The 10,970-nt window shown below is 70.5% G+C and carries 8 protein-coding genes; 2 read left to right on the top strand and 6 right to left on the bottom strand.

Features of this window, described 5'->3' with window-relative positions; genetic code table 11:
• Together VMI11_03480 and dxr are read right to left on the bottom strand one after the other, a co-directional pair.
• Positions 1-530 (bottom strand): site-2 protease family protein (locus VMI11_03480; GenBank protein ID HTY71468.1); only part of this gene is annotated, 530 nt, incomplete at its 3' end.
• Positions 527-1,720 carry a 1-deoxy-D-xylulose-5-phosphate reductoisomerase gene (gene dxr, locus VMI11_03475; protein ID HTY71467.1) on the bottom strand — a complete coding sequence of 398 codons (1,194 nt, stop codon included), beginning with the start codon at positions 1,718-1,720 and terminating at the stop codon, positions 527-529. The genes dxr and VMI11_03480, both read right to left, overlap by 4 nt.
• Positions 1,721-1,831: 111 nt before the next feature.
• On the opposite strand from dxr, the gene gabT reads away from it, so the two are divergent.
• On the top strand, positions 1,832-3,190 hold the full coding sequence (gene gabT / locus VMI11_03470) for a 4-aminobutyrate--2-oxoglutarate transaminase (protein ID HTY71466.1): 1,359 nt from the start codon (positions 1,832-1,834) through the stop codon (positions 3,188-3,190).
• Positions 3,191-3,223: 33 nt separating this feature from the next.
• Here the strand turns inward: gabT and VMI11_03465 are convergent, their stop codons facing one another.
• Both VMI11_03465 and VMI11_03460 read right to left on the bottom strand, forming a co-directional pair.
• On the bottom strand, positions 3,224-4,444 hold the full coding sequence (locus tag VMI11_03465; GenBank protein HTY71465.1) for a saccharopine dehydrogenase C-terminal domain-containing protein: 1,221 nt from the start codon (positions 4,442-4,444) through the stop codon (positions 3,224-3,226).
• Positions 4,445-4,581: 137 nt separating this feature from the next.
• Positions 4,582-6,276, bottom strand: coding sequence for an APC family permease (locus VMI11_03460; protein ID HTY71464.1), 1,695 nt, complete (start codon positions 6,274-6,276; stop codon positions 4,582-4,584).
• A gap of 290 nt (positions 6,277-6,566) precedes the next feature.
• On the opposite strand from VMI11_03460, the gene VMI11_03455 reads away from it, so the two are divergent.
• A complete protein-coding gene (locus VMI11_03455) occupies positions 6,567-8,228 on the top strand; it encodes a glycosyl hydrolase (protein HTY71463.1) in 1,662 nt (553 codons plus the stop codon).
• A gap of 66 nt (positions 8,229-8,294) precedes the next feature.
• Here the strand turns inward: VMI11_03455 and VMI11_03450 are convergent, their stop codons facing one another.
• Together VMI11_03450 and VMI11_03445 are read right to left on the bottom strand one after the other, a co-directional pair.
• Positions 8,295-9,809, bottom strand: coding sequence for a CoA-acylating methylmalonate-semialdehyde dehydrogenase (locus VMI11_03450; GenBank protein HTY71462.1), 1,515 nt, complete (start codon positions 9,807-9,809; stop codon positions 8,295-8,297).
• Between the two features lie 77 nt (positions 9,810-9,886).
• Positions 9,887-10,970: FAD-dependent oxidoreductase (locus VMI11_03445; protein HTY71461.1), on the bottom strand; the 1,084-nt coding region annotated here is incomplete at its 5' end.

Here is a 10,970-nt window from a genome sequence, read left to right as displayed (position 1 = left end):
AGCCCGGCCTGCTTGGCCGGGCCGACCGGGTCGGTGGAGCGGCAGGCGCGGAGCTCGCCGTCCTTGGTGAGGTCCCACGCCTGGACCACGCACGGGGCGACCTGACCGATGACCGGCTTGGCGCTCATCGCGTCGTAGCTGGCGAGCTGCGGGTTGGGCAGCCCGGTGAGCCAGGCCGCGAAGAAGAAGAACACGAGGGCGAGCAGGAAGTGGGTCAGCGAGCCGGCGATCAGCACCACCGTGCGCTGCCACAGGGGGAAGCGGTAGAAGGCGCGGGGCCGGTCCTCCTCCGACAGCTCCTCGAGCGGCGTCATCCCGACGATCTTGACGAAGCCGCCGGCGGGGAGGGCCTTGAGGCCGTACTCCGTCTCGCCGCGCCGGAAGGACCACAGCGTCGGGCCGAAGCCGGCGAAGTACTGGGTCGCCTTCATCCCGAAGCTCTTCGCGGTCACCAGGTGCCCGGCCTCGTGGAGGCAGACGGAGACCAGGATGCCCAGCGCGAAGAGGAACACTCCGAGTGTGAACATCATGCTGCCGGCGGCTCCTGGTCGGGCGAGGTCGCGCTGCCTCGGCTGAGGGTGAGGTCGAGGGCACGCGCACGCGCCCACCCCTCCGCATCGACAACATCGGAGAGGGTCCTGAGGTTCCCGCCCCGGTGCTCCCCGAGCACCCGGGCCACGGTGTCGACGATGTCGAGGAAGCCGATCCGGCCGCCCAGGAACGCCTCGACGCACACCTCGTTGGCGGCATTGAGGACGGCCGGGGCCGTCCCGCCGAGGCTCGCGGCCCGGCGCGCGAGCGAGACGGCGGGGAAGGCCTCGACGTCGAGAGGTTCGAAGGTCCAGGTCGAGGCCTTGGTCCAGTCGCACGCCGGCGCGGCCCCGGGGACGCGGTCGGGCCAGGCGAGGCCCACGGCGATGGGCAGGCGCATGTCGGGAGGGCTCGCCTGCGCGATGGTCGACCCGTCGACGTACTCGACCATTGAGTGGACGACCGACTGGGGGTGCACGACCACCTCGATGTCCTCCAGGGGCACCGAGAAGAGCAGGTGCGCCTCGATGACCTCGAGGCCCTTGTTCATCAGGGTCGCGCTGTTCAGGGTGACCACCGGCCCCATGTCCCAGGTGGGGTGCGCGAGGGCCTGCGCCGGCGAGACGTCCCTGAGGTCGGCGCGCGAGCGCCCGCGAAACGGCCCGCCGCTGGCGGTCAGCACGAGCCGGCGCACCTCCGGCGCCGACCCGGCGCGCAGCGCCTGGGCGAGCGCGGAGTGCTCGGAGTCGACGGGCACGATCTGGCCGGGCGCCGCGGCAGCCCGTACGAGCGGACCGCCGGCGACGAGGGACTCCTTGTTCGCCAGCGCGAGCACGTTCCCGGCCCCCAGGGCGGCGAGGGTGGGACCGAGCCCGACCGAGCCGGTGATGCCGTTGAGCACGACGTCGCACGCCGTCGCTGCCAGCTGCGCGGCGGCGTCCGGGCCGGCCAGCACCTGGGGAGAGGCGCCGAGTCGAGCCAGGGACGTGCGCAGCACCCCCTCCGCATCGGCGTCCGCGACAGCGACGGTCGCCACAGCGAACTCGGCGGCCTGGCCGGCGAGAAGCTCCGGTGCTGCGCCGCCGCTCGCGAGCCCGACCACACGGAAGCGGTCGGCGTTGCGCCGAACGACGTCGAGGGCCTGGGTGCCGATCGAGCCGGTCGACCCCAAGATCACGACATCCCGCACCTCGCCATTGTCCCCCGGCCATGCTGAGACGGCTCTCAGGTGCCGATCCCGGGGCGGCGCCGTGAGCTGGCCCGCTGCCTTGCGGGCCGCCGGGGTTCTACGCTCGGAGGCATGACCGATCCCTCGCCCGCAGGTGGCCCCTCGCTCCCCCAGGAACGGCGACTCGTCACGTCGATCCCCGGCCCACGCTCCCAGGAGCTGTTCGAGCGGCGCGCCCGCGCGGTCGCGGCCGGCCTGGGCACCACGCTGCCCGTGTTCGTCGAGCGGGCCGGGGGTGGCGTCCTGGTCGACGTCGACGGCAACTCCCTCATCGACCACGGGTCCGGGATCGCGGTCGTCAGCGTCGGCAACGCCGCTGACCGGGTCGTGAGCCGGGTGCAGGAGCAGGTGGCCAGCTTCACGCACACCTGCTTCATGGTCACGCCCTACCTCGGCTACGTCGAGGTGTGCGAGGCGCTCAACCGCCTCACGCCGGGCGACCACGCGAAGAAGTCGGCGCTGTTCAACTCCGGAGCGGAGGCCGTCGAGAACGCCGTGAAGATCGCCCGGATCGCGACCGGGCGCCAGGCCGTGGTCGTGTTCGAGCACGGTTACCACGGCCGCACGAACCTGACGATGGCGATGACCGCCAAGGACAAGCCGTACAAGCACGGCTTCGGGCCGTTCGCCGGCGAGATCTACCGGATGCCCCTGGCCTACCCGTTCCGGTGGCCGACCGGGCCGCAGCGCTGCGGCGAGGAGGCCCTCGCCATGGTCACCAGCAAGATCGACAAGGAGCTCGGCGCCGACCAGGTGGCAGCCATCGTCATCGAGCCGATCCAGGGCGAGGGTGGCTTCATCGTCCCGGGTGAGGGCTTCTTGCCGGGCTTGGCCGCGTACGCGAAGGCCAACGGCATCGTCTTCGTCGCCGACGAGGTGCAGACCGGGTTCGCGCGCACCGGCGCCATGTTCGCCTGCGAGCACGAGGGGGTCGTGCCCGACCTGATCGCGACCGCGAAGGCCCTGGGCGGCGGCCTGCCGCTCGCCGGCGTGACCGGCCGGGCGGAGCTCATGGATGCCGCACACGTCGGCGGGCTCGGCGGCACCTACGGCGGCAACCCCGTCGCCTGCGCCGCGGCGCTGGGCGCCATCGCGACCATCGAGGAGGAGGGGCTGGTCGAGGCGGCGGCGCGCATCGGTGACGTCATGCTCCCGTTCCTGACCGACCTGGCGTCGAGGTACCCGGTGATCGGGGACGTCCGCGGGCGGGGCGCGATGCTCGCCGTCGAGCTGGTCCAGCCAGGCACGAAGGAGCCCGCACCCGAGGTCGCGGGCAAGGTCGCGGCGTTCTGCCACTCGGAGGGCGTGCTGGTCCTGACCGCGGGGACCTACGGCAACGTCCTGCGCTTCCTGCCGCCTCTGGTGATCGGCGAGGACCTGCTCCGCGAGGCGCTGGGCGTGCTCGAGAAGGCCTTCGCCTCGGTCGCCTGAGACCGCGTCGGGCCTGGGGGCAGCCGCGCCGGATCAGGGGGTGCGCTCCTCCTGGGACCACGGCGAGCCGTAGGCGACGAGGGCGTCGAGGAACGGTTGGGCGGGCAAGGCCTCGGGACCGAGGACGCCGACCCCTGACCAGGTGCCGGCGGCCAACAGCTCGAGAGCCACGACCGGGTTGATCGCGGTCTGCCAGACGACGGCCTGGGAGCCGTACTCGGCCATCGACCAGGCGTTGTCGACGACGTGGTAGTAGTACGTCGCGCGCGACCGGCCGTCCTTGCCGACTCCGGTCACGTACAGCCCGGCGCAGGTCCGGCCGGTCATCCGCTCCCCGAGCGTCGCCGGGTCGGGCAGGCAGGCCGCGACGACGTCGCGAGGGCTGACCTCCACCGCCCCGACCCGGACCTTGTCGGTGCGGTCGAGACCGAGGGTGTGCAGGGTCTCGAGGACGCCGATGAACCGTTCGCCTAGGCCGTACTTGAAGGTGACGCGGCCGGCGTCGACCCAGCGCGGGATGAGCAGGACCTCCTCGTGCTCGACGTTGACGCACTCCACCGGCCCGATGCCCTCGGGGAAGTCGAACACCTCTGGTTCACTGAACGGCTCGGTCGTGAACCAGCCCCGGTCCCGCTCGTAGACCACCGGAGGGTTCAGGCACTCCTCGATGGTCGTCCAGATCGAGAACGAGGGGGCGAAGACCGGTGCGCCGTCGGGACCTCGCACGACCAGATCCGAGCCGTCACGCACACCTGCCTCGTGGATCACGGAGAAGTCGCTGTCCGCGGCATGGCGGGCGAACACGTCGGACAGCCCGGGCTCGACCCCGATCCCGACCAGGGCGAGACGGCCGGCGTCGACCCATCTGTCGGAGGCCGCGAACTGCTCGTCGCCCAGCTTGACCCCGGTCAGCTCGTACGGCCGTTGCGGGTGCGGCCGGGAGAGCGACATGGCCATGTCGAGGTAGTGCGCGCCGCCCGCGAGCGCACCGTCGAAGATGGGCATCACGAACCGGGGATCCACGGCGTTCAGGACGTGCGTGGCCCGGTGCTCGCGTACCAGCGCGGCCACGGCGTGGGGGTCGGAGGCGTCGACCTGCGTCGCGGCGAACCGCGAGCCGAGGTCGGCGACTGCCCGCGACGCCCGCCGGACGTCGTAGTCGGCAACGATCCACGACGTGAAGAAGTCGCGCCGCGCCGCGATGCGCGCGGCGGCACCCCCCACGCCACCGGCACCGATCATGAGCACCCGCATGCGAGCCCTCGCCCTCCGTCCGCGCCCCGCCAGATGGCGCACACGCTAGCGGCGGACCTGCGTCCCGATCGCGCGGAGTCGGATCGGCCCCACCCACCGTCGTCAGAGCCCGATCGCGCGGAATCGAGGCGGTGGGGCTACTCGACCGGGTTGGGTCCGGTGGGCTTGTCGAGCTCCGGCGGCACCAGCGGCATGTCCTCCGGTACGTCGTGCGGACCCACCGACGGCGGGTAGCCGGCCGGGACACCGGTGATCTCGGGCACGAGCGTCGGCGTGAGCCGGTTGAGCACCTCGCCGCGGAAGAAGTGCGGCTCGATCAGGCTGTACGTCACCATGCAGATGACGCCGATGATCGCGGCGAGGATGACGAGCACGGAGACGCCGCCGATCGTCCAGTGCGGCGGGAACGGCAGCGTGAAGGACGTGTAGCTGGCCGCCGTCGAGTAGCCACCGTTCGGGTTCAGCCAGTCGAGGTAGAAGCTCCACAGCAGGACGACGTAGAGGATCACGCCGCCGGTGAACGGGATGATCCCCTGCAGGAAGAGGTTGCGGACGTTCAGCCGGACCGTCTTGCGGTACCACACGACACAGGTGAACCCGGTGATGCCGTAGTACAAGGCGATGAAGACCCCGCAGGATGTGACCGAGTCACTGATCACCTGACCCCCCGAGATCTGGTTCATGATCACGTAGAGGATGCCGGACACCAGGCCCATCGCGATCGTCGAGTTGGTCGGGGTCAGGTACTTCTTGTGGATCTTCGAGAACGTGGAGGGGATGGCGCGATAGACCGACATCGCCAGCGCCGTACGGGCCGTCGGCAGGATCGTCGTCTGGGTCGAGGCGGCCGCCGAGCTGAGCACCATGAGGAGCAGCAGCCGCACGCAGACGCTGCCGATCCACGAGTTGCCGAACACCGCGCGGCCGAGCACGTTCAGCACGTCGTTGGCGTTGTCGGGGTTGGCCAGGCCGAGACCGTGGGTGCCGACACCGGCGAAGGACTGCGCCGCGACGATGACGAGCGCGTAGATGGCCAGCAGCAGGATGGTGGAGATCCAGGCCGCCCGCCCCGGGGTCACGGTCGGGTCCTTGGTCTCCTCGTTCACCGTGACCGCGGTGTCCCACCCCCAGTAGATGAAGATCATGAGGATGAGGCCGGCCACGAAGGCCGAGGCGGACGGGATGTCGAAGGGGTTGAACCAGGACAGCGACGGGTGGATGTGGCCGGGCGGGGCGTGGCCGGTCGCGACCTTGGTCAGGGCGACGAAGGCGAAGACCACGAGCATGCCGGCCTCGATCGCGAGCAGGCCCTTCTGCAGGTTCGCCGATACCTCGATGCCCCGGTAGCAGATGTAGGTCATGACGACCAGCCATATGAGCCCGACGAGAAGCACCCAGGGGCTCGCGGGGTCGCTCCCGATCCCGTTGGCGCCGAAGAGCAGGAAGACGTACTGCCCGGCGATCTGCGCCAGGCTGGCCATGATCAGGACGTCGGAGGCGATGATGCCCCAGCCACCGGCGAACCAGCCGGTCCGCGGCCCGAACATCCGGGTCGCCCAGGTGAAGGACGTCCCGCAGTCCGGGTCCTCCTTGTTGAGCTCGCTGTAGCCGATGGAGATCATCCACATCGGGACGAAGGCGAGGATCGCCACCGCCGGCGCCTGGACGCCGACGAAGATCACGATGAAGCCGAGGGTGGCGGCGAGGCTGTAGGCGGGCGCGGTCGAGGCGACCCCGACGACCACGGTCGACCAGAGGCCTAGGGCGTTGCCCTTGAGGCCCTTGCCGTTCGGCGTACCCGCCGTACCAGCTGCGCTGACCTCAGTCGACATGGCATGCCTCCCTGACGTCCTTGGCTAGGTTCTCGCACGTCGCCCATCGCTTGGCAAGCGCCAAGATCGCCCTGGGTCGACCGGTTCACCCTAGACGCTGACCTGGTCGCAGCAGGCTGATTTGGCCAGCGTCTCGCAGCATTCCGTAGGATCTCGGCCACGCTCCGCACACGGCCGTCGACCTTTCGGCTGAGCCTGTCCCGACAGTCGGACGCCCACACCCCCCGGGACTGGCCCCAACGGGCTGCCTGACCTAGCGTTCCCCCGGAGGAGCCCCAGGGGGAGGCAGGGTGAAGGGTCGGTTTTGGCGCGCCGCGGCGGGAGCCGTGGCGTGCGCGCTCGTCGGCGGCGCGGCGCTGCTGGTGGCGGACCCCGGCGCCAACGCGGCCCAGACCGACTCGTGGGCCTCGGGGGTCTACCCCGGCCCCTGCAAGAACAGCGACGCGGACCGGCAGGACTACGTCAACCAGCTGAAGGCGTTCGCCACCTGGCGGCACCAGCCCGTCCAGTACACGATGCAGTTCGCCCCCTACACCGGGGTCACGAACTGGCTGACCACCGACCAGCCGAACGCGCTGTTCAAGTGCGCCGTGTACGTCCGCCAGCAGCTCCAGGTCCCCATGATGATCGCGCTCCCCATGCTGCCGATGTACGACACGGAGGACCAGAACGCCGACCTGACGCAGGTCGGTACGCCGACCCTGGAGGCCGGTGCTGCCGGCGACTACGACCAGTACTGGCAGACCCTGGCCCAGAACCTCGTCGACCGTGGCCTGGGCGACACCGTCCTGCGCATCGGGTGGGAGTTCAACGGCGACTGGTTCCGCTGGAGCGCCATGAACGACCCGGCCGCCTGGAAGGCGTACTGGATCAGGATCGTCAACGCCATGCGCTCCGTACCGGGGCAGGCGTTCAAGTTCGACTACTCCGTCGCCCTCGGCGCCACCTACGCCAACCCCGACAGCGTCCAGAACAAGGGTGACTCCACGCCGGTCTACCCCGGCGACAACTACGTCGACTCGATCAGCGTCAGCATGTACGACCAGGAGTACGGCCACCCGGCGTGCACCGCGACGGTCACGACCAGCTGCACCACGGAGGACGCGCGCTGGGCGAACCTGACCTCGCAGAAGTACGGCCTGAACTGGCTGGCGACCTTCGCGAAGTCGCACAACAAGCCGATCGGGTTCAGCGAGTGGGCCCTGGCCGACACCGGGAGCTTCTGCGACCCGGGGACCGGCAAGTGCGGAGGCGGCGGCGACGACCCGGACTTCCTCACCGACTTCCACACCTGGCTGACCAAGCACAACGTCGCCTACGAGACCTACTTCAACAAGGACCATCAGAACAACGTCCAGACGATGGCGACCTACGACCCGGTCCTGCTCAAGGACACCAACAGCACGAACTTCCCGAAGGCCGAGAAGGCCTACCGGCAGCTGTGGTCGGTGACGTCGGGACACAATCCGTCCTCCTCGGTGCTGCCCAGCGGCTGGACGCCGCCCCCCAGCAGCTCACCGCCGCCGTCGAGCTCCCCGGCGTCCAGCAGCCCGAGTTCCAGCCCGAGCACCAGCCCGAGCACCAGCCCGAGCAGCTCGCCGCCGCCGGCAGCGAAGCCGCTGCCGCGCAACACCCCGTTGTTCAGCCGTTACTCCACCCGTACGAAGGCGAAGCGGCTCAGCAAGCAGCGCGTCAAGAACAACATCTACGTCTTCGTCAAGCCCTCACGGGCGGTGCTCTATGCCGCGTGGTACCTCGACGATCCCAAGCACCACAAGAAGCCTCGGCACATCGCGAGGATCACGCCGTACGACCTCGTCGGCAAGAAGGGCACCCACGCGCTCGCCTTCCACGTGTCTCGCATCAAGAAGGGCAAGCACACCCTGACCGTGCTGCTGCGCTGGAGGACCGGGGGCTACCGGGCGTACACAGTGACCTTCACCGCGACCTGATCGACCTGGGGCACCTGATCGACCAGGGGGCCCCCGGCGTGCGCGCCAGCGGGGTCCCGGACCGCCTCACACGTTTTGCGGGAAGCCCAGGTTGATGCCGCCGTGGCTCGGGTCCAGCCACCGTGACGTGACCACCTTGCCGCGGGTGAAGAAGTGCACGCCCTCCGTCCCGTGGGCATGGGTGTCGCCGAACAGCGACGCCTTCCAGCCGCCGAAGGAGTAGTAGGCCATCGGCACGGGGATCGGCACGTTGACCCCGACCATGCCCACCTCGACCTCGTGCTGGTAGCGGCGGGCGGCGCCCCCGTCGTTGGTGAAGATGGCGGTCCCGTTCCCGTAGGGGTGCTCGTTGACCAGCCGGAGCGCCTCGTCGTAGCTCGGCACGCGCAGCACGGACAGGACCGGCCCGAAGATCTCGTCGGTGTAGAGCGACATGCCCGGGGTCACGTGGTCGAACAGCGTCGGGCCGAGCCAGAACCCGTCCTCGTCGCCGTCGAAGGAGGTCGCCCGACCGTCGACGACGAGCGTCGCCCCTTCGCCGACCCCCGCGTCGAGATAGGAGGCGACCTTGTCGCGGTGGACACGCGTGACCAGCGGCCCCATGTCCACGTCTCGACGGCCGTCGCCGGTTCGGAGCCGAGCGATGCGCTCGCGGACCTTCTCGACCAGCTCGTCGCCGATCGGATCGACCGCGACCACCGCCGAGATCGCCATGCAGCGCTCACCGGCGGAGCCGAACCCGGCGTTCACCGCGGCGTCGGCGGCGAGGTCGAGGTCGGCGTCGGGGAGCACGACCATGTGGTTCTTGGCGCCCCCGAGGGCCTGTACACGCTTGCCGTTACGGGTGCCGGTCTCGTAGACGTAGCGCGCGATCGGGGTCGACCCGACGAAGGAGATGCTGCGGACGTCCGGGTGCTCGAGCAGGCGGTCGACCGCGACCTTGTCGCCGTGGACGACGTTGAAGACACCGTCGGGCAGGCCTGCCTCGGCGAGCAGGTCGGCGACCAGGTTGACCGCCGACGGGTCCTTCTCGCTGGGCTTCACCACGACCGTGTTGCCGCACGCGATGGCGATCGGGAAGAACCACATCGGGACCATCGCCGGGAAGTTGAACGGCGAGATGATCCCGACCACGCCGAGCGGCTGGCGGATCGAGTACACGTCGACGTTGGTGGAGACGTTCTCGGAGAAGCCGCCCTTGAGCAGGTGGGGGATGCCGCACGCGAACTCCACCACCTCCAACCCGCGGGTGACCTCGCCCAGCGCGTCGGAGAGCACCTTGCCGTGCTCAGCGGTGATCGCCGCCGCGACGTCCTCCTTGCGGGCGTCCAGCAGCTGACGGAACGCGAAGAGGACCTGGGAGCGCTTGGCGAGGGAGCTGTGCCGCCACGTCGCGAAGGCGTCCTTCGCGGCCGCGACGGCCACGTCGACGTCGGCGGCGGACGCGAAGTCAACGCGGCCGCTCACCACCCCTCGAGCCGGGTCGTAGACCTCCCCCTGCCGCTCGGAGGTGCCCGTCCAGGGCTTCCCGCCGATTCGGTGGGTGATGGCGCGGGGCTGGTCGAACGAGGGCGCGGTCATGAGGACATCCTCCGCGCCCGCGCCCGCCGTCTCAACTACCACGGTGTCGGGCTGGGCTCCCTCGCCCCGACACCCTGTCAGGAGTCGAAGCCCATGCCGAGCCGGTCGAGCCCGCGCAGCCAGACGTTGCGCCGCCCCTCGTTCTGGTCCGCCCGGGCCAGCGAGCGGCGGGTCAGCGCGATGCCGATCGAGCGAAGCGGCTCGGGCGGGAACGGGACCGGCCGGGTGCGGACCATCCGCAAGGAGGTGAGGTCGGACTCGCGTCCGTCGAGGAGGTCGAGCATCACCCTGGCGCCGAACCGGGTGGCTCCCACGCCGAGGCCGGTGTAGCCCGCGACGTACGCGCTCCGCCCGCCGTGCGCGGTCCCCCAGAACGCGCAGAAGCGCGTGCACGTGTCGATCGCACCGCCCCACCGATGCGTGAAGCGCAGCCCCTCGAGGGAGGGGAAGGTCTCGAAGAAGTGGCTGGCCAGACGGGCGTACACCTCGTGGTCGTGCTCGTGCCCGGGGCCCATCCCGTTGCCATAGTGGTAGACGGCGTCGTAGCCGCCCCAGAGGATGCGGTTGTCGGCGGTCAGGCGGTAGTAGTGGAACTGGTTGCCCGCGTCGCCGACGCCCTGCCGCCCCTTCCAGCCGATCGACTTGCGCTGGTCCCCGGACAGCGGCTCGGTGACCAGGACGTAGTCCCACACCGGAACGACGTACTTGCGCACCCGTCGCACCAGCGGGGGAAAGACGTTGGTGGCCAGCGCGGCGCGCGTCGCCCGGACCGAGCCGTAGGCCGTGCGGGCGAGCACGCCCGAGCCGTCGGCGTCGAGGGAGCGGACCTCGCTGCGCTCGTGCAGGCGTACGCCGGCCCGAAGGCACGCCTCCCGCAGGGCCCAGGCGAGCTTCGCCGGGTGGACGAGTGCGGTTCCGGTCCGGTCGAGGAGCCCGCCGTGGTAGGTCGGTGAGTCCACCAGGGCCCGGACCGCGTCCGCGTCGAGCCACTCGACGTGCTCGTCCATGTCGGCCAGGGTCTCGGCGTGCTCGCGCAGCTCCTCGGCCTGCCACGGCGCCGTCGCGACGTCGAGGGCACCCGTGCGCTCGAACTCGGCGTCGACGTCGTAGCGCTGGAGCGTGGCGGCGATCGCGTCGAGGTTCTCCCGGCCCAGCCGTTGC

This window comes from Actinomycetes bacterium, from assembly GCA_035506535.1.
GTDB lineage: Bacteria > Actinomycetota > Actinomycetes > DATJPE01 > DATJPE01 > DATJPE01.
Note: the sequence above shows the minus strand (reverse complement) of the source record. Positions and strands in the feature narration are given on the sequence as shown.

Coding starts and splice junctions, on each gene's coding strand:
- VMI11_03450 (HTY71462.1), bottom strand. CDS start 9,809: ATGACCGCGCCCTCGTTCGACCAGCCCCGCGCCATCACCCACCGAATC.
- VMI11_03460 (HTY71464.1), bottom strand. CDS start 6,276: ATGTCGACTGAGGTCAGCGCAGCTGGTACGGCGGGTACGCCGAACGGC.
- VMI11_03465 (HTY71465.1), bottom strand. CDS start 4,444: ATGCGGGTGCTCATGATCGGTGCCGGTGGCGTGGGGGGTGCCGCCGCG.
- gabT (HTY71466.1), top strand. CDS start 1,832: ATGACCGATCCCTCGCCCGCAGGTGGCCCCTCGCTCCCCCAGGAACGG.